At 69.6% G+C, this 18,419-nt stretch carries 13 protein-coding genes and 1 pseudogene; 8 read left to right on the forward strand and 6 right to left on the reverse strand.

Annotated elements, in window-relative coordinates; all coding sequences use genetic code 11:
• The first annotated feature begins 354 nt into the window (after nucleotides 1–354).
• The gene (locus ACGFNN_RS34770; protein WP_393561926.1) at nucleotides 355–2,454 is read left to right on the forward strand and encodes an FUSC family protein; all 2,100 of its coding nucleotides are present in this window, start codon (nucleotides 355–357) and stop codon (nucleotides 2,452–2,454) included.
• A gap of 145 nt (nucleotides 2,455–2,599) precedes the next feature.
• Here the strand turns inward: ACGFNN_RS34770 and ACGFNN_RS34775 are convergent, their stop codons facing one another.
• The 3 genes from ACGFNN_RS34775 to ACGFNN_RS34785 form a co-directional block, all read right to left on the reverse strand.
• Nucleotides 2,600–4,165, reverse strand: a complete 1,566-nt coding sequence (locus ACGFNN_RS34775; RefSeq protein WP_393561927.1) for a DUF4139 domain-containing protein — start codon at nucleotides 4,163–4,165, stop codon at nucleotides 2,600–2,602.
• Nucleotides 4,166–4,171: 6 nt separating this feature from the next.
• Nucleotides 4,172–6,214 carry a DUF4139 domain-containing protein gene (locus ACGFNN_RS34780; protein ID WP_393561928.1) on the reverse strand — a complete coding sequence of 681 codons (2,043 nt, stop codon included), beginning with the start codon at nucleotides 6,212–6,214 and terminating at the stop codon, nucleotides 4,172–4,174.
• Nucleotides 6,215–6,636: 422 nt separating this feature from the next.
• Nucleotides 6,637–8,100, reverse strand: a complete 1,464-nt coding sequence (locus tag ACGFNN_RS34785; RefSeq protein ID WP_393561929.1) for an amino acid permease — start codon at nucleotides 8,098–8,100, stop codon at nucleotides 6,637–6,639.
• A 382-nt stretch (nucleotides 8,101–8,482) separates the two neighbouring features.
• Between ACGFNN_RS34785 and ACGFNN_RS34790 the strand changes: the two genes are divergently transcribed.
• From ACGFNN_RS34790 to ACGFNN_RS34810, 5 genes are all read left to right on the forward strand, one after another.
• The gene (locus ACGFNN_RS34790; protein WP_393561930.1) at nucleotides 8,483–8,755 is read left to right on the forward strand and encodes a hypothetical protein; all 273 of its coding nucleotides are present in this window, start codon (nucleotides 8,483–8,485) and stop codon (nucleotides 8,753–8,755) included.
• 764 nt (nucleotides 8,756–9,519) lie between these two features.
• Nucleotides 9,520–9,657, forward strand: a complete 138-nt coding sequence (locus ACGFNN_RS34795; RefSeq protein ID WP_393561931.1) for a hypothetical protein — start codon at nucleotides 9,520–9,522, stop codon at nucleotides 9,655–9,657.
• Between the two features lie 91 nt (nucleotides 9,658–9,748).
• Complete coding sequence (locus ACGFNN_RS34800) at nucleotides 9,749–10,390, forward strand: class I SAM-dependent methyltransferase (RefSeq protein WP_393561932.1); 642 nt, start codon at nucleotides 9,749–9,751, stop codon at nucleotides 10,388–10,390.
• Nucleotides 10,391–10,503: 113 nt separating this feature from the next.
• The gene (locus tag ACGFNN_RS34805) at nucleotides 10,504–10,767 is read left to right on the forward strand and encodes a hypothetical protein (protein ID WP_393561933.1); all 264 of its coding nucleotides are present in this window, start codon (nucleotides 10,504–10,506) and stop codon (nucleotides 10,765–10,767) included.
• A 1,567-nt stretch (nucleotides 10,768–12,334) separates the two neighbouring features.
• Entirely contained in the window at nucleotides 12,335–13,885 is a 1,551-nt protein-coding gene (locus ACGFNN_RS34810) for a hypothetical protein (RefSeq protein WP_393561934.1), read from the forward strand.
• Between the two features lie 222 nt (nucleotides 13,886–14,107).
• Here ACGFNN_RS34810 and ACGFNN_RS34815 read toward each other — a convergent pair whose 3' ends face one another.
• Nucleotides 14,108–14,443 carry a lysine transporter LysE gene (locus ACGFNN_RS34815; protein WP_393561935.1) on the reverse strand — a complete coding sequence of 112 codons (336 nt, stop codon included), beginning with the start codon at nucleotides 14,441–14,443 and terminating at the stop codon, nucleotides 14,108–14,110.
• Nucleotides 14,444–14,763: 320 nt separating this feature from the next.
• Between ACGFNN_RS34815 and ACGFNN_RS34820 the strand changes: the two genes are divergently transcribed.
• The gene (locus tag ACGFNN_RS34820) at nucleotides 14,764–15,378 is read left to right on the forward strand and encodes a GNAT family N-acetyltransferase (protein WP_393561936.1); all 615 of its coding nucleotides are present in this window, start codon (nucleotides 14,764–14,766) and stop codon (nucleotides 15,376–15,378) included.
• A gap of 128 nt (nucleotides 15,379–15,506) precedes the next feature.
• Here the strand turns inward: ACGFNN_RS34820 and ACGFNN_RS34825 are convergent, their stop codons facing one another.
• Entirely contained in the window at nucleotides 15,507–16,724 is a 1,218-nt protein-coding gene (locus ACGFNN_RS34825; protein WP_393561937.1) for an MFS transporter, read from the reverse strand.
• A 631-nt stretch (nucleotides 16,725–17,355) separates the two neighbouring features.
• Here ACGFNN_RS34825 and ACGFNN_RS34830 point away from each other — a divergent pair.
• A complete protein-coding gene (locus tag ACGFNN_RS34830; RefSeq protein ID WP_393561938.1) occupies nucleotides 17,356–17,841 on the forward strand; it encodes a hypothetical protein in 486 nt (161 codons plus the stop codon).
• Between the two features lie 391 nt (nucleotides 17,842–18,232).
• On the opposite strand, the pseudogene ACGFNN_RS34835 reads toward ACGFNN_RS34830, so the two are convergent.
• Nucleotides 18,233–18,419 (reverse strand): annotated as a pseudogene (locus ACGFNN_RS34835) (hypothetical protein); the annotation flags it as partial.

An 18,419-nucleotide genomic window follows, 5' to 3' on the forward strand; every position in this document is an offset into this window, starting at 1 on the left:
GGGGGGTGGTCCCGCCCCCCCCGGGGGGGCGCATACCCCCCGGGGGGGCCCCCCGCGGGGGGGGGGGTGGCGGGGGGCCCCCCCCCGGGCCCCGGGGGGGGGCCCACCGCATGCCCGGACATCGTCCGGAGGGGGCACCCGAACCGCCCGCGAGTCGTCGGGGCGAGTGGCCCTTCGCGCACTCACAATGGCGGGCGGAGAGACGGGCCGGTCGTGCGAGGTGGCCGACGCGCCGGGAGAGGAACGCCGCGCCATGTTGAACCAGGCATCGTCGACGCCGGCGATCCGTCGCCCCCGGCCCTGCGACCGGCGGGGTGAACGCTCGGAGCGGCCCGTCCCGGACGGACCTTGCGCATGACACTTGAGGCACCCGACGCGGCCGTCCTCCGCAGATCGCTCAGAGTGACCGCAGCGGCCTGCACGGGCTTCTACGCCCTGCGCTACGCCGCCGGTCTTCCCGCCGCCGCCCTGTACGCACTCTTCGCGCCGATCGCGATCGGTCTGCTCTCGGCCGTCCCGGGCACCGGCCGCCGACAGGCGGTCGTCCTGCTCCGGGTCCTCCCCCTCGCGATCCTGCTGGTCGTCCTGGGAACGTTGCTCGCCGTCAACACCTGGGCCGCGACCGCGGGAATGCTGGTGCTCGGCTTCGTGCTGGCTTTCGCGGCCGTGGGCGGACCACGCGTAGCGGGTGCGGCTCCCGGGCTCCAGCTCTTCTACATCCTGGCCTGCTTCCCGCCGTACGCCCCCGAAGCGCTCGCGGAGCGGCTGGCGGGACTGGCCGTGGGCATGCTGCTGCTCGCTCTGGCGCAGATTCTGCTGCCCGACCCGCCGACCGCCTCGTACCGGGAGCGCCTCGCGATCGCACTCGACACGGCAGCCCGTTCCATCGGTGCCGGGGGCATCGCGCCGGACCAACTGCGCGAGGCGGGATCGAGCCTGAGACTCTCCCGCCTGCCCCCGTCGGAACGCCCGGCGGGAGCGGGGCGGACACACCGTGGGTTGGAACAGGCGGGCCGCTCGGTACGTCGGATGCTGGACCAGCTGGCCGCGGCGGCCGATGGGCCGCCGGCGGACGACGAGGCGTCCGCCGCGCTCCTCGGCCAGGTCGCCGAGGTGTGCGACTCCTGCACGAGAACGCTGCGCCTCGGGAACGGACCGCCGGTCTCCGGGGCACTGGAGCAAGCGATGCGCGGCTTCCAGGCCGAACGCGTCCGCCTGATCTCTCTGCCCCCCGAACCCTTCCCGGCCGGCCGGCCGTCGGCCGAGGCGCTGCGACGGCAGTCAACGGTGCTGGAGATCGCCGAATCGGCGCGGGCGGCCGAGATCGCCATCGGCATCGCCGTGAACGGCAGGCCCGAGGATCCTCCCGTTCCGCGCGACGAGTTCTGGTACGCCGAACTCTCGACCCCACGCCTGTGGGTGCGGCGGATCCTCGGAAACATCACCCTGCGCTCGGTGCTCCTCCAGAACGCCGTTCGGACGGCCCTCGGTCTCGCCGCGGCCCGGCTGGTGGCCGGTTCGCTCGACCTTGAGCACGGCTTCTGGGTACTGCTCGCCGTACTGACGCTCGGGCGTACGACGGCGGGAGCGACATGGCAGGCGGTCCGTCGGGCTCTCGTCGGCAACGCGGTCGGGGCGCTGGTGGCCGGGGCGCTCCTGATCGATCTGGGATCGCGCACCGACGCTTACGCGGCGCTGCTCGTGCCCGTGATGCTGGTGGGGTTCTCCGTGGGGCCGATGCTGGGGATCGCGTGCACCCAGGGGATGTTCACTCTGGTCGTGGCGACCGCCTTCGCCCAGTTGGCGCCGGTCACCTGGCAGTTGTCCGAGCAGAGGATGATCGACGTCGCCACCGGCAGCGCGGTGGGGCTGCTGTGTGTGCTTCTCGCGTGGCCGGCCGGGGCCCGACGCGAGGTGCGGCGGGCCATGGCAGACCTGTTGTACGCCTGCGGAAGCCTCGTGCCGCAGACGGCAGCGGTCCTGATGACCCCCGCACCTCTGTCTCCACCGGTGGTACGGACCATGCCCAGCCTCCACCGGCTCCGGCTGGCCGAAGCGGCATACACCCAGTTCCGCAGCGAGTCCAGGCCGGCCACGGACGCGGACGACCCGGACTGGCACGCGGTTCTCATCACGGCCGGCCTGATGCTCCAAGGCGCGCACCGTCTCCCACGCTACGGTCTGCGCCCGGCATCCGGCCCGCCCGGCCCGGCTGAGGACCGCGTCCGCAGCACCGCCGAGGCCTTGCGGTCGCAGGCGTCCAGAATCTCCCATCGGCTCCTCGGCGATCCGGCGGCTCCGGCCACGACGCCGGACCCCGGCCACACCACGTCACCGCGGGCCGTCGACCTTGAGATGTGGATGATGGACATCGGCCGCCGGCTCACCCGGATCGAGGAGACGGCGACCCGCCCTCCCGCGCCGCCCGGACCGGAGCGTGACGCCCACCCGTGAGCCGGTGGCGCTCGCCGGTGCCACGGGCGACCGTTCTCGCGACCTGGCTGCCGGAGAGCGCGCAATGGATCGTCGCCCACGTACCGGGACGTACACGTCCCGTCGTCGGCGCACCTGGACTACACGTCCTGCGAGGGAGCCGGGCTCAGAGCCCGGTCACCTTCGCGCCCGCCGAGATGTCGTAGACGAGGGTGACCGTGCGACGGCCCCCGGGCGGCAAGGGTATCTCCCAGTGGACGATTCCTTCGGCGTCCACCGATTCGGGCCGAGGGGAGCACGCCTCCTTGCGCAGGCTCACCTCCACGGCAGAGACCTCGGAGACCGGTAGACGCTCCCGCAGCGCGATCACCCGGTCGCCCCGCTCGCCCGGGGCGGAGAAGCGCGACAGACAAAGCGTGACGGTGCGGGTGATGACGGTCCGTTGCGTGATCCCCGTGGTGTCCCGCGTCTCCTCGACGTGACGGGCCACTCGTTGGTCGTCGCAGCTGCCGAAGGCCAGTTCGACGCCTGCGCCCGGGGTGGTGAAGTCCAGCCTGCCGCGCCCGGCGGATCCACCGCCTCGCACCAGGTCCACGGGACCCGCGAGCAGCGCGTGCCCCGACCGGTTGTCGAACCGAGCCACCTGGGTGATCAGGGGCGACAGCTCCGGCGAACAGGCGTACTCGGAACGTTCGGTCGTCGTGAAGGCGGACAGCGGCACCCGGTGCGCTCGTCCGTCCGAGCGGACCGAGACGCCCGACGGAGCCCGGAGCACCTGGGTCTCACCACCGTCGTCGACTCCGGGCAGTCCGGTCGGTGACGCACCTCTGATGGCTCCGACCTCCTCCTCCCTCAGTTCCACCTGAACCGAGCGGCGTTCCTCGGGGGAGCGGTCGACGAGCGTCAGTCGGTCCTCCCTCAGACGAGGCGGATCGCCGGCGAGGGCGGAGCGGGCCGTCGAAAGAGTCAGCCGTACACCGTTCCAGTTCTCGCCGGTGCGCTGCCAGACCATGGCGTCGGTCTCCAGGGTCAGTGAACCGTCACCGAGCGCGGCCCGGTAGGCGGGCCGCCACAGCGCGCACGGTACGAGATGGCTCAGCAGCAGGTCGGCGGGCCCCGCGGCGGAGCTCTCCACGGTCAGTTCGACATGACCGAGCAGTTCGGGAGGCTCCGTCTCGGAGACGAGCAGGGACTGCTGGACCAGGTTCAGCTCATCGTCGAGGGCCGACAGGCGGGAGTCCACGGAGCGCAACTCCTCCCCGCACAGACCGCGTTCATCGTCGACCCGGTCCATCTCCCGCGTCCACCGCGGAGCGTCGGTGTCACCGGAGCCGGTCGCCTCGGCGATGTCCCGCAGGAGATCGGATGCCAGGCCTTCGAGCAGGTCCCGGCGGGACAGCAGGCGGTCCCGCCTCAGGCGCAGGGTCCGCTGCTCCTCCGTCAGAGCGTGCACCCGCCCACGCAGAGCGGAATCTGCCTCGGCATCAGGCAAGGGCCCGCGGGGCGTCCACGTCCGGACGATGCGCGCGTCGAGCACGTTCGCGGAGTGATCTGCCGTCAGTTCAGCGTGAAGAGTCCGGTCGACGGCGAGTGCGGTCACCGGCCCGAGGCGGAACCGCTGGACGCCTGCTGTCAGGTCGAGGACAGTGGTCCTCTCGACCTGGGCACGGTCCTCCAGGCAGGTCACAGCGGTGACGGGAAGAGGGAGGGTGCCGGGGGTTGACGTGGTCAAGGTGTGTCAGCTCCTGCGGTTGCCACCGGCGAGGGCCTTGCCGGCCGGGATGCGGATCTCGTACCCGCCGTCGAGGACGGCGGTTCCTCCGGCGGGCAGCTCGAGGCGCCAGGCCCGGGTACCGGGAGCATGGGGATCCGGGCCGAGATCCTCCTCCAGGACTGCCCAGTCGGCCCGCTCCTCGATCCGGACATCGGCGTCGGATGTGACGGGGACTCGCTCCTGCACCTCCACCGAGACAGGCCCGCCCAGCCGGTTGGCGATCTCCACGTGCACGCGGTGGTCGAGCACGGTGACGTTGTTGCGCAGCCCCGAGGTGGACTCCCGGAGGTTCGTCCGGCGGGTCACCTGGATGCCCTCGGCCGGCCCGAGACCCAGCCGGCGGACACCGCCGGGTGCAAGCGTAGGAAGGGCGGCGGTCAGGAGGAACTCGTCGTCGACCGTGACCTCGACCGGCCCGGCCAGCAGCGCCTGATCGGTCGCGTTGGTGAGTACCAGCGTCGCGTAGACGGTCTCCTCGACCGACGGTACGCACAGGTGCTCGGTGCGTGTGCCGACGGTGATCTCGCCGACGGTGACGGTGTGCCAGGAGCCGTCCGACGGTATGTCGGCACGGGCAGCCGCATCGAAGCGGTGGTCGAAGGAGCCGGCCGACTCCTTGGGCCGGACGGCGTGCCCCGGCAGCCGCAACCGTGACACCGAGTCGGCGAGCCGACGTTGCTCGGCGGCGACCGGATCGACGGCCGAGCCCGGGAAGATCCTGCCCCTGCGGGCCGAAGGCTCTTCAGGCCCGCACAGGACCAGTGCGGCGTAGTCGAGTTCGTCGTCGCCGGGACGCATCCCGTTGCCCGCCGGAGGCGGAACCGGGGCATCGGGCGGCGGAGGTGGCGCCCCTGGGGCGCCGGGGGCTGCCGGCGCCAACGGCGCGGCGGCAAAGGCCTGTTCGGACCCCCAGCCGGCAGCCGTGCGCGCCCTCGCGGCTGGGGCGGGTACGCCCGTCGGGGGAGCGGGGGGTACGGGCGGCGGCCCGCCGTAGCCCTGGGGTGCGGGCGGTCCGGCTACCACGGGCGGTCCGGCCGCTACGGGCAGGGCATCGGACACCGGAGCGGTGCGTGGGCCCGCAGCGTCGTATCCGCTGAAGAGGTCGGCAAGCCCCGGCGGTGGCTCCCGCCAGCCCGATGCCTCGGCGGACGGCTGGCGTCGGCCGATGCGAAGCGAGCGCAGCCTGGGCAGGTCGGTGCCACGTCGCAGATCCGCCGTGGCCAGGCCGATGGAGACCCCCGTCCAGTCCTCACCGGTGCGCTGGGCGATCGAGGCGCGCATGACCAGACGGCCCGCGTTCTCGCCACGCCGGTGCAGGAGGCGGTAGGCCGGCACCCAGACTGCACCCGGCACCTCGTACTCGACTTCGAGCTCCACCTCAGCGTCGGGCTCCGTACCTCCGTCCGGGACCTCGATCACCACGAGGGCCGAGACCGTGGTGTCCACATGAGCGGGAGGCGCGTCGGTGGACGCCCGGGCCAGCCTGTCCGCGGCCACACTCAACTCGTGCTCCGCTACGCGCAGCTCCTCCTCGATTCCCACGAGCAGCGAGTGGCGGCCGGTCAGCCGCACATCCACGAAGCCGGCAAGCTCCAGCCACGCCTCGACGGGGGCCTGCCGGTGCGGATCTTCCTTCCTGCGCGGCGGAGGCGACGGACGCAGAGCCCTCAGTTCCTCGACCAGGCGGAGCACGTGGTTCCTGCGCTGGAGCAACGCAGCGTGTTTCTCGGTCAGTTCCTCGACCTCGCGCCGCAGCCTGTCCAGGGCGGACGCGTCGTGAGGCCGGGCTTCGATCTCCACCCGTGCCTCGCTGACCCGGGCCCCGGGCACGCGTGGGACGCGGGCCCGCAGAGAACTCCGGTCCAGCGAACGAGGGAGCCCCGTCACGCGCACCCTGCCGTTCTCCGGCAACGTGCCCCTGGCCACGCGTCGGCAGACCGCGCCCTGCCCGTACACCACCACGGAATCGAGGGCCGAGGCCCACCGCTGAGCTGTCCTGTCCGTCATCCGTCCCCACCCCGTAGACGCCGAGCCGAGTTTACGCCCAGGCCCCACACCGGGGCTGCCGGGTCGGTGAGTGAGGAAGTGCCTCGCCGATCTCCTCGGCGAGGCACTTCGAAGTAAGAACGCGCATCCAGCTCGGCCGACGGCGTGCCGAGGCCGGCCAGTGCCCGGCGTCCCGCCGGGGCAGGGCGCGCAAAGGCGTCGGCGTTCACCGCCGACTCGCTCGTGACGGTCCGGCTGTCAGGCAGTCCGGTGGAGCGAGCAGCCGGTGGGGGTGGTCGCGAGGCGGATCGAGGAGAGGAGCAGGCGCATCCGGACCGTAGCCCCGCGTCTCGAACTGCGTAGGTGGTTCCCTCGGTCCGTGCCCGAATGAGGCATCGTCCCCCGGCCGGAGCGGCACCTGGCCGACCGGGGAACAGAAGGGATCAGACGTCCTGTGGTGAGACCTTTGCCATGCGGGCGACCCGGCCACGGACGAGGAACCAACCGCCCACCAGGGCTGCCGCGATCAGCGGCAGGAACATGACGGTGGTCCGGCCGACGCCGCCTCCCCACCACATGAGGAAGGCCACGCCCACGAGGAACAGCAGAGTGACGATCTGTGTGTACGGGGCCCACGGCAGGCGATACCCCGGCCGGGTGACCCGTCCGTCCTGCGCCCGGTGCCAGAACACCAGGGAGCAGAGCATGATCATGCCCCACGTGCCGAGGATCCCGATGGACGCGAAGTTCAGCACGATCTCGAACGCCTGGCCGGGGACGACATAGTTCAGGGCCACGCCCAGCACGCCGAAGCCCGCGGTCAGCAGGATGCCGCCGTAGGGAACCTGCCCCTTGTTCATCAGACCGGTGAACCGGGGTGCGGAGCCCGACAGAGCCATGGAGCGCAGGATGCGGCCGGTCGAGTAGAGCCCGGAGTTCAGGCTCGACAGTGCGGCGGTCAGGACTACCAGGTTCATCACCCCGGCCGCCCCCGGCACGCCGATCTTGTCCATGACCGTGACGAAGGGGCTCTGGTCCCCGGAGTAGGAGGTGTAGGGCAGCAGCAGTGCGAGAAGCACCACCGAGCCGACGTAGAACAGGCCTACTCGCCACATGATGGAGTTGATGGCCCTGGGCATGATCTGCTCGGGATTCTCGGTCTCGCCCGCGGCGACTCCGCACAGTTCCACGGACGCGTACGCGAAGACGACGCCCTGGATCACGAGGAGCATCGGGAGCGTGCCGACGGGAAAGACGCCTGTGTCCGAAACAGTGGAGATTCCAGGGGTGTGGCCGTCCACCGGATGCTGCGTCACCACCAGGAAGATCCCGATCAGCATGAAGGCGACCAAGGCCGCCACCTTGATGATCGCGAACCAGAATTCCATCTCGCCGAAGTACTTCACCGAGATCAAGTTGGCCGTGAGTACCACGGCCAGGGCGATCAGCGCGAGGACCCACTGCGGGATGTCGCTGAACATGCCCCAGAAATGCGCGTACGTGGCTGCCGCGGTGATGTCCGCTACGGCGGTCGTCGACCAGTTCAGGAAGTACAGCCAGCCCGCCGCGAACGCACCCTTCTCGCCCATGAACTCGCGGGCGTAGGACACGAAGGCACCGGACGACGGACGGTAGAGGATCAGTTCACCCAGCGCGCGCACGACGAAGAACGCGAACACGCCGCAGACGGCATAGGCGATCGCGAGCGACGGCCCGGCGTCGGCGAGGCGGCCGCCGGCACCGAGGAAGAGTCCGGTGCCGATCGCACCGCCGATCGCGATCATGTTGATGTGTCGGGACTTGAGGTCCTTGCTGTAGCCGGCATCACCGGCGTCCACGTGGGGGGAGCCGGCCGCGGAGGAGTCCGCGGCGAGCCGATCGGCTGCTGTGGTGCTGCCGTCACTCATTGGATGGGTGTCGCCTTTGTGAGGGGAAAATGGTCGGTCCCGGCCCGGTCTCCGTGGGGGGAGGCGCCGGACGATGGCTCAAGGCGCATGATCAGGAACCCTGTGATTCTGGCAGCGATGCACGTCTTGCGAAAACAAATCTGAGGTAAGTCAGAGGTTTCGGCACGGTAAAGGAGGTGCCTGCCAGCTGCTGCCGATCCCCGGGATCGCAGGCCTGGTGGGCGATCGCGGGCCTTCGCTGTCTGGCGGGGGCGTGGCGCGCATCACTGCGGACGGAGGCGAGGTGCGGTCGACAGGCGGGCGTCGTTCCGCGCCACGTGGGTACGCGACCTGCGACACCAGCCCGGAACGAGGCCGGGCACCGAGACACAGGAGCATCGCCATGACCGACCGCAGGCCCGATGGAGTCGTCTACTCGGGAGCCGAGGCGAGCCCGCCGCCGATACCCGCCGACATGCCGGACCAACAGGTCCAGGACAGCGAGGACGCTCTTGACGTGACGCTGCCGCCGGGTGTGCAGCGGGCGCGAGACGATCAGGGTGCGGGCGCCGACAGTGGTGGGCCTGATCCCGACGAGGCTGGTTCGGGCCGCGACTCCGCCCGAAATGCCGGGGTTCACCCGGAACACCCCACGCCGGACGAATCGACAGGGTGACCCCCGGCAGCACGCACGGGTCCACGCGTCGGCTGACGCGAGTAATCCATGCTGAAGAACCGGCGCGAGACCATGTGGGCCTGAGAGTCTGGTGAGACGTCGCCGCGGCCACCGAGACACGCCGCCCATGCCCGGCTCCGGGAGGAGATTGCGACGCCCGCCCATGACGCGATTCCGTCGCCACCGCCGCCCCCATGATTCCGGCTCCGCACCTCGGGTGCCGTTTCCCCGCTGCCGTCCCGCCCTTACGTTCGGCGGGGTCTGACACCGGGACGCCGGCAGACGTCGCACCGGCCGTTTCGCCGGGTAACCCTGCCGTGCACAAGGCGATCAAGTGACTGCAACGCGTGCAGATCGGCAGCTCACCTCTGTACGTCCCCGCGGAACGCCCTGGATGCCCGGGAAGTGGAACGAGTCGGACGCCGGAACGGGACCATCGCGGCGCCCCACGCCTGCCCCAGGCAGCGGCTGGACCGATGGCCGGTGCGGCGCGAAGGAAGGGACGCAGAGATCGAGGTGGCCGGACGGTGGGAAGCTGAGAGATCATGTCGCACATGAACACGTGAAGAGCACGAACCGGGCAGCAGCGATGGGTCAAGAACCCGACATGGAAGACGTCCAGAGATGCCGGTCGGTGGACCTGCGGCGATTGCGGCGCAGAGGCCCGCACCTACCGATTCCGAATCCACCCGTCCGCCTCGGCGTCGTACGAGCGGTGCGTCCACCTGGGTTGGTGCCCCCGATGCAGGGTGTACTCAAGTGCGATGGTCCATGTCCCCCGGAGCGAGGCTCTCATCGATTTGCTGGAGTCCCTCCCGGCGGACGACCGCGACCGACTGCTGCGCAGCGAAGTGAAGCTGATCAGTTACCTCGACAGCCGGCGCACGGGTGCTGCCCGGTGATCGCGGGAAGCGCTTCGAAGGGGACCAGGCTCCGCACGTTCGACGGGACGGACCTTACCCCTCATCGGAACCATCGAAAGGCACAATGAAGATGACTGGGCAACAGGACCGCTGGGCGGAACTCACCGGCGGGCAGGCCGGGGAGGAGTACGCCCGGCGATTCGCACAGCTCGCCGAATCAGGCCAGGACATGCACGGCGAGGCGGCCTTCTGCGACGCGCTGCTACAGCCTTCCGCCCGGGTACTCGACGCCGGTTGCGGCACCGGACGGATCGCGATCCGCCTCTCGCAGTTGGGATATCGGTGCACCGGCGTGGACATCGACTCCTCGATGCTCGCCGTTGCCCGCCGCACTGCTCCTGAGCAGGCGTGGCTACTCGGAGACCTTGCCCGGCTGGAGCGCCTCGATCTCGAGCCGGAGTACGACTTGGTACTCGCCGCCGGAAACGTCATTCCGCTGCTCGCCCCAGGCAGTGAGTCCGCCGTCATCCGGCAACTGGCCGCGGTGCTTGGCGACGGCGGCCTCCTGGTCACAGGGATGGGCCTGGACGCCGCCCACCTTCCTCTGGAGGAACCGCCACTGACACTGACGGAGTTCGACCAGTGGTGCGCCGATGCCGGACTCGCCCTGCACCGGCGCTATGCCACCTGGGGCGGCGATCCCTACATCGAGGGATGCGGCTACGCCGTCAGCGTGCACGCCAGGTTCTCCCCGGACGCTGTCACTAGGTAGGCGGACGCCGGGCCGCCGCCGGTACTTCGGCGGTCGGAGGAACGAGCGAGGGCTGTCCGACGCGACGACCGCGGGTCCGGCCGCCGTGCCGTACGCAAGGATGCAGATGGTTTGTGATCTCGGGCGCCGCCCGCCATCGTCAGCGCACGTCGAACGGAGCCGCCCGTCGCGTCACCCTGCTGCTGCGGATGCGGGTCCACGGCCTGTGGAACTTCAGCTTGATCTCCAACAGCGTCGGCGCCGACCCGGAGCTCTCGCCGGCCATGATTCTGTCCGTGCTCTGGCAGGTGGTGCTGATCGTCGTCCTGCTCGCACGCCGCCGCAGCATCGCACCCGCCAACGGGCCCACCCCGGTCCAACCGGCCCCCGGAGCCTGACCCGCCCCCGGGCCGCCGCCGCCCGGCTGCGGGTGTACGCCAGGCGTGGCTCTGTCCCGTGACCGGTGGCGACGAAGGGTGACAGCCATCGTCGGCACTGATGACCGCGTACTCTTCGAACCGACGCCGCCCAGCGTCAGACGGTCACTCGTCTTCACCACTGGAAGTGCCCATGCCTCGCCGGTCACCGGGCGAGATCAGAACCGCACAACCCCGTCGCAGGAACGCCAGAAGTCGACAGGTCATCCCTGGTCTGTCCACCGCGACGAACCGGCAGATCGCACAGTTCGAAATACAGCACCGATTGCCTCCAGGTCACGTCGCCCACGCATTCCGGGCATGGGCTCTGGCGCTCAATCCATGGCCCGACCACGGCCCCAACCACGGGCGGGGAACCACTCTCTGGCGGGACGGGCACGCGCGAACACTGCTACAGGGCGCCGCCTCGACCATGACTCGCAAGGCGCGCCGTGAACTTCTCGGAGCGGTGGCTCCCCTGGACGACCGCTTCTTGACGCGGACCCTGCCAGATCCCTTCTCTCCACCCACAGATCCCTGGTGGAAGCGCCGCCTCGCAGCGTGATCCTTCCGACGATTCAGATACACAGGCTGCCGATGTGCTGCTCCTTCTCATCAACACTTCGAGTCTCTGCCCTTGGGACCGTTCCCAGGTGAGCATGTGGGCGAAAGAGCGCACATGCCTGGTGAGTACGTCCAGCTCGGGGCAGCCGCCCGGTACGGCCTTGAACTGGATCCGGTCGCTCTCGGACACGGCGAGGAAGCGGGCGACACCGACACACATCTGCAAGGACATGACGACGAGCTTGCCGACGTAGGTAGAGGAGATTCCCGGGCCGAGTCCGTACGCCCCAGTCCTGGGCATCACCCACCGGCAGGCACCGGACGTCGACTGTCTCGCGGCCCGGCCCGTGGAGATGTGGGAGCAACGTACTCCGGTCGACGTCCGGAGAACGCGGCACGCTGCCGGGAGGCCGCCGACGCGAATACCGAACAGGCTCTGTGTGCCCGGATCGCCGACCAACACCCGTCGGTCCACGAGGCCGAGACCCGGGCTCGGGCCGGATGGCAGGCCGCCCGGAACACCGCTCGAGCCGCCACGGGTGCGGGCAGGAGTACGAGTCCCACGGTGGAGAGGCGGGATCGGTGAGGCCCGGCGCGTGGACCGATACGAGTCGAAGACGCCGGAGGCCGCTCGGGCCTCAAGAATTCCTTCGACATCGGGGCCGACCGGCATGCACACTGCGCTCATGACCTATGGAATCGAGTCCCACTTCACCCGATGAGCGCCCCGGGGGAGCGCAGAGCGCTCACTCACTCGATCGCTCTGTATGACCACGCGCTGCATCTGCTGCGGAAGTCTCCCGATGGAGTCCCGCCCCGGCGCGGTTACTCTCTGCCCAAGAGGCCCGAAGGACGGCAGGACCCTCTTTCTCGGAACGAGGCGAAAAACGCCATCCGAGAAGCGTTCAGCCCACTTCCGGACAACCCCGCCACTCTGCATCGCCGTTTCGAACGACTCGGCATTCAGGATCGCCACAGGCACCTGATGAGGCCCACCATCGCCGGACTGTCACTGCCGGCTCAGGAAGCGGATGAGGCCCGGGCCCTGGGCCGAGCGCTTATCCGGACCGGTACCACCGCTGCTGCCGTCACAGCAGGCATCGTCCTGCTGGGCCGTGGCCACGGACCCGAGGACGTCCAGCACCTCTCCGTCGTCGGTTTGTTCCGAGAGCTCACCGGCCCTGCGGTCAACGCGCTCGATCTGCTTGACCGCCGATCCGCGGCGGTCCTGTGGCTAACGGTCTACGCCCCCGACGAACTGTGGCCTTTCGTCCGCGCCCTGTGGGCAGGGGACCGGCAGGCAGTGCGCCCCGAGCTGGTCGCGCTTCCCACCTCACCCCGCTTCGTCAGCGGTTCGGTCGCTCGCCGGATCGCGGAAGCGTCCCAGTTGCCCGACCTGCTCGACCGCCACCCTTCCGACACCGCACTGCTCGCTCGAGCAGGCAGACTGCTCGTCCGCATGGGGTGCTCACGCGACGCCCCGACCGACCTCGTCGAATACCACGACGTACTCCGCCTGTACGGCAGCGTCGTGAGCCGCGCCGGTCTTCTGCCGCCCACCCTCGACAACGCTGCCCTGCTGCTGTCGCTCGCCCTGGACCTGAGCAGTGGCACCGGCGTGCTGCTGGACTGGCCCACCGGGCGGCGCGCGGCACTGCTGGAAGCGCTCGGACAACTGCTGACCGAACCCCGATGGGCGGTGGCGGATGACGTCCTGAGCGAGAAAGAACAACGAAGGCGAGCCGACTGGTTCCGCCGTACTGGACGGCAGCCCTTCGAGTCCCCGGCTGCGACCAGAGAATTCCATATCCAGGTGGTGGCCGGCGACCCCGCTGACCGGGACCCCGTCGAGACACGGGTGCTCATCGAAGGCCGCCCGGTGGTTCCGGCCGTGTTCGGCCGCGGGCCCGCCCACAGCCCCGATCACCTGCTGGACGAAGGGCGGCTACGGGCCTGGCCAGAGCCTCACGAGGTGCAACTCGCCGAGGCCTACTGCACCGAGGGGTGCTGTGGAGCGCTCTACGTCACCATCCGGCGAGACGCGGATCAGGTGGTGTGGGAGAACTGGCGGCAGACCATGCCGGGTTCCCGCGAGCCCGCACCGGAGCTGCCCTCCTACCGGTTCGACGCGTCCGCCTATGACGCGGAGATCGAGAGGGCCGAGACCGACTGCGCCTGGTCCTGGCGCGCTCGCACGCTCGCCCGCCTGATCAAGGCGGGGCTGATCGAGGAGCCGGACCTGCTGAGCCGATGGGACGCGGGCCGAGGCTGGATCAGCAGTGGCTTCGACAGCCCCGACGAGGCCGAGGTGACCTTCTGGTACGTGCCGGGGCTGGCATCTGGCACTCCGGAACGGCCCGACAGTCCCCTCCAGTTCCGCTGGACCGTCCCGGACGACGGCACCCTGCTCGAAGCCCAGGCCGCCACCGCCTTGCGCCGGCTGGCTGAAGAGGATCCGAAGTCCTACGCGCAGGTCTGCGGAGGCAGCCGTGAACGGGCCGAGGAACTCGGCTTCCCGTGGCCCGGCAGCGACTGAACAGCCACCCCTCGTCCCTCGGCGGAACCTGGGCGACACGCTGCCAGATGGCGCGAGGCAGTCGGGCCCGGTCCACAGGCCGACCGAGAGTATAAGAAGGTGATAGCGCTCCGACGTCGCTCGTCGGGGCTGGGCCCCTCCTGACACGGGTCAGGGCTTCCCGGGCCGTGTCGGCACGTTACGCCCGAGGAGAGAAGGACCGACCGGAACAGCGCAGGCGACTCACAGACAGCCGCAGTCTGTGGCGTAGAAGAGGAGGAAAAGGGCCGAAACCGCCGCGACGGTGAAGCCGGCAGCGGTTACGGCGGCGAGGCCCCGGCGAAGGCTCTTCGCGGGAGTGCGGAAGGTCTGCCAGGCGCCGTGGGCGAGGAAGAGGCTGAGCATCCCGGCCCCCGCGATGGTCAAGCGTGGACTAAATGACCAACTCATATAGGCGAGTAGAAGCAGACAGCCCAACAGTACGCAGGCGAGAAGCCCCAGAATTGCCTCGGCGATCATTTCCCCCACTGTCTCCGTGAGGAACTCGCTGACACCCTTCGCGACCTTGCGTACGTTCATCGACGCCCTCCGCGCTTGTGTCCGAAGGCTCCGATGGGCCCTGGCACAAGAGACCCCTTGCGCGCCGGAATGGTTGTCGGGGCGTCTCGGCCACAGTCTTTCGGCCTGGGGCCCCACCGGCGGCGCGACGACCCGAACACCGGTCTGCGGAGGGACGACTCCTCGCCGCCGGAGACTTGGCGACCCGGCACCGTTTCCTCTGAGACCGCAGGCGCGGCCACGCGCCACCTTTCTCTGGACGGCCGTGGTGTCCGGACGCGCATGGCCGCTCACCGGAAAATTCAGTGGTTCCGTCTTGCAGACGCTCATAGCATCCGCTCATGACCGAAGAGACCGGGATCGCGGGCGACGAGTATGACGCGGAGGCCGGAAGAGAGGCTTTCTGGCGTGCCAGTTCCGTGGGTCTCGCGGCAGTGGACACAGGCGACGCCGAGCTCCTGCACTGCTGGCGATCCGATCCTGTTTCGGCCTATGAGATCGGGATCTGGCCGCTCTCTCTCGCCTCAATGCGCGAGCGTATCGAGAGGGACGCTGACGACGACGATCGCGACGACTTCCTCGTACTGCTTCCCGACGGCACCCCGATCGGCCACACCGCACTGACCGGCCAGAACGTCGTCGATGGCACAGCACACGTCGAGCTGATGCTGGCTGCTCAGTACCGTGGGCAGGGCTACGGCACCGCAGCCCTCGACGCGCTGATGGACCTGGCGTTCGGTGAACTCCCGATGTACCGCATCGCGGCAGAGACACACACCGGCAACACTCCGGCCCTCGGCGCCCTCGCCAGATCCGGGTTCGTGCGCGAAGGCATCAGCCGCTCTGCCTGTCTCCATCGTGGCCGCCGTCACGACCTCGCCGTGTTCTCGCTGCTCCGCCCCGAATGGGAGGGGCTGAGCCGGCCCCGAGCCTGGGACGCCGGCCGAGCGGACTGAGCACACCGACGGCAGCGCTGCCAGCGGTCTTCCGATGCCCTGGAAGCCGAGCCAAGACAAGACGCTCTGCACAGCGGGCGTTCAGGCACTTGCCCGTCCTGCCCCGCGCACCACGAAGTGGGACTCCCTCACCTGCGTCGGACCGCCCGCAGGGCGAGGGCGACCGCCGCAACGGCACCCGTCGTCGCGATGCCGACCGCCGACAGGCGAAGGACGCCGACTGGGCCCAGGACGGCCACGAGCGGTCCGCCGAGTGCGGTGCCCAGGGGGACTGACAGGACTCTGACGGCGGAGTTCGCAGCAAGGGCCTGTGGCAGCAGCGTACTGGGCGCCGAACGCTGGAAGAGGGCGGTCGAGAGCGACGCGTACGGCGGCCAGAGCAGCCCGGCCGCCCCGAAGCAGACGACGGACACAGTCGTCGGCGCACCGAGGCCCAGTGGCAGCAGCAGCGAGCCGAATCCGATCACGATGCCGACCGTCACGTGCCACAACCGCAGCCTGCTGAGGAAGCCGGTGAGCACCGACCCGAGCACCGCCCCGACGCCGAAGGCCGTATAGAACGTCGCCAGGACACCGGCCGATGCACCCAGGTCGTCCGACACGTGCAGGGGCAGGGCGACGTACAGCGGACCGAAGAGAAAGAAGAACACGAAACTCAACGCGAGGAGCCCCGACAGAGCGGGGATACGGCGGATCACCGCGAACCCGGCCCTCCGTGACGCGGTGTCGCCCTCGGGCTCCGGCACCGCGCCCCCGGGGACCAGGACGAGAAACGTGACCGCCAGGACCAGGAACGTCGTCGCATCCACCGCCAGCACCGTCGCCGGCCCTGCGAAGGTGATCAGCAGTGTCGCCAGCGGCGGGCCCACCACCGTGGCGATCGACCCGACACAGGACAGCACAGCATTGCCCGCCAGATGCTCTTGCTCCGGCAGCACCCTGGCGATCAGCGTGTAGACACCCGCCTGCCCCCAGGAGTGCAGCACCGAGGAGAGCGCCAACAGCGCCACATACCCCTCGATGCCGAGGGCGCCTACGGCGTACAGCACCGGAATGGCCCCCAGCGCACCCGCTCGCAGCGCCGCGTCCCAGCCCGCGAGCCGGTCCGGACGGTGGTGACGAAGAAAGCGGCCGAGCAGCAGCGCGCCCACCGCCCCTGACAGGGTGTAGGCGGCAGCCGCTGACGCGACCCACATACCGCGGTGGGCGGCGGGTGCTAACTCGATCGCCAGCCAGCTGACCGCCACCACGGCCATGCCGTCGCCCAGGGAGGAGACGGCGAATCCGGGAAGGATCCGCCGGAGCGTCGTATGACAGATCACGGACCAGTACGGCGAAGAACGCATCACACGGTTCGGCTCCACGGCCATCATGGCGCCACCTCCACACTCGACGGAACAGACTTCGCCGACCCTTCCCAGGCAGCGGCGACGAAGGCGGGTCTTCTCCTACTGGCGGAAACGTCACGCCGGGCGCGAACGGGACGTGTCCGCGGGCCGAAGCGGCAGGCCCGCACCCCCGCAGAGATGAGTCAAGCCGGTCCGGACTCGGGTTCGTTCGTGTCGAAGGCAGCGAAGGCAGCGAAGGCAGCGAAGGCAGCGAGGACGTGGAACGCCACCGAGCCGCCACACCCCCGTCGCCGTCACCGCGGCATCCGCCTGCGCTCGGTGCGGTCCCGGAAACCGTGCCTGTCGACTTCCTTGCGGACCGTGTGGACGTGTGGGAGCCCGTCGGAGCGAAAGGAGCGAGCTCCGTTTCCCGGAACGATCTGGATGCTCTGTCCGGTGGTTCATGACCGGGGGACATGCCTTCGCAGGCGCACCAGGCGCACCAGGCGCACCAGGCGCACCAGGCGCACCAGGCGCACCAGGCGCACCAGGCGCACCAGGCGCACCAGGCGCCCTGGACACGTATCCGGGCAACTGCGAAGATCCACGACTGGATCGCCAAACAGTCTGTGAACAAGGAGAGTTCAGCATGTACTCGTTAGCCGTGCGCCGCCGTGCCTCCCTCGCCTCTGCCTCCGTGCTCCTGGCTGTCGCGGGCACTCTGGCCGGCGCTTCCCCGGCTCTCGCCGGAGATGACTCGACCATTTTCGGCAAGGACAACACCGTCGCCGTGGGCGCGGTCAGGTACGCCCCCGCGACGGCGCAGGACGAAGACGGCATCACGGTCGACCTGACCTACTCCTGCGATCCGACCCCGACGCTCTCCCTGGGCTACGCCTGGCGGCTGGCCGATGAACGGGACACGCAGATCGAAAGCCCCCGTGGAGTGGGACAGATGCATTCCTCCGAACTGACCTGTGACGGGAAGAAGCGCACCGTGTCGATCACAGCCCGCACGTGGGGGGACCACCTTCCGTTCGGTGAGGGTGACCCGGTGAAGATCACTGCGATTGTGGACAACTTCGAGGGCGCCCCCTACGCCCAGCGCGTGGTGGTCACGACGATCGCGGGCTGAGGCCACGCGCGCGCGGCGTTTCGGCACTCCGGTTCTCGGTCTGCATGACCAGCGCCATCACCGTCCACAGCCAGCCACAGCAGTGAACGGAATACACCTGAGGGAACGTCACTTCTGGCCGTCAGGCGCCAAGGGGGTACGCCGTCTTGCGCGAGCCAGTCCCTCGCAATCGAACATCGAGGTAACGCTCCGCGACGGCTCCCCAAGATCTGTGCCAGAACCGAGAGGGTTTCTGGCACACCCTTGCGTGGACTGATTACGGAGAGTCAAATCTCGGGTGAAGCTTCCCCGTGATCTTGGATACTCGATGGTTATGCCGCGAGGGTGTGTCGGTGCCGTTGGCGGGTCTCGGCCGGGTGAGGTAGCCGAAGACCTTGAGCCTTTTCCAACCTCACGCTGACGCGTGGTGAAGGACGAGGATGGCCTGGACGATCGCGGTAATGCGGTTGGTGCTGCAGCGGAGCTTCCGCAGAAGGCGCCAGCTCTTAGGGCTTGCCGGGAAACAAGTCGTAGCTTCCATCTGTGGGGCTCGTTGGTCTGGTATGGGGAGACCGGAGGGGATCGGGGCCGTTCTGGCG

It is taken from the genome of Streptomyces sp. NPDC048590 (genome assembly GCF_043199535.1).
GTDB lineage: Bacteria > Actinomycetota > Actinomycetes > Streptomycetales > Streptomycetaceae > Streptomyces.

Coding starts and splice junctions, on each gene's coding strand:
- ACGFNN_RS34815 (WP_393561935.1), bottom strand. CDS start 14,443: ATGAACGTACGCAAGGTCGCGAAGGGTGTCAGCGAGTTCCTCACGGAG.
- ACGFNN_RS34780 (WP_393561928.1), bottom strand. CDS start 6,214: ATGACGGACAGGACAGCTCAGCGGTGGGCCTCGGCCCTCGATTCCGTG.
- ACGFNN_RS34785 (WP_393561929.1), bottom strand. CDS start 8,100: ATGAGTGACGGCAGCACCACAGCAGCCGATCGGCTCGCCGCGGACTCC.
- ACGFNN_RS34800 (WP_393561932.1), top strand. CDS start 9,749: ATGACTGGGCAACAGGACCGCTGGGCGGAACTCACCGGCGGGCAGGCC.
- ACGFNN_RS34770 (WP_393561926.1), top strand. CDS start 355: ATGACACTTGAGGCACCCGACGCGGCCGTCCTCCGCAGATCGCTCAGA.
- ACGFNN_RS34795 (WP_393561931.1), top strand. CDS start 9,520: ATGGTCCATGTCCCCCGGAGCGAGGCTCTCATCGATTTGCTGGAGTCC.
- ACGFNN_RS34790 (WP_393561930.1), top strand. CDS start 8,483: ATGACCGACCGCAGGCCCGATGGAGTCGTCTACTCGGGAGCCGAGGCG.
- ACGFNN_RS34820 (WP_393561936.1), top strand. CDS start 14,764: ATGACCGAAGAGACCGGGATCGCGGGCGACGAGTATGACGCGGAGGCC.
- ACGFNN_RS34810 (WP_393561934.1), top strand. CDS start 12,335: ATGAGGCCCACCATCGCCGGACTGTCACTGCCGGCTCAGGAAGCGGAT.
- ACGFNN_RS34830 (WP_393561938.1), top strand. CDS start 17,356: ATGTACTCGTTAGCCGTGCGCCGCCGTGCCTCCCTCGCCTCTGCCTCC.
- ACGFNN_RS34825 (WP_393561937.1), bottom strand. CDS start 16,724: ATGCGTTCTTCGCCGTACTGGTCCGTGATCTGTCATACGACGCTCCGG.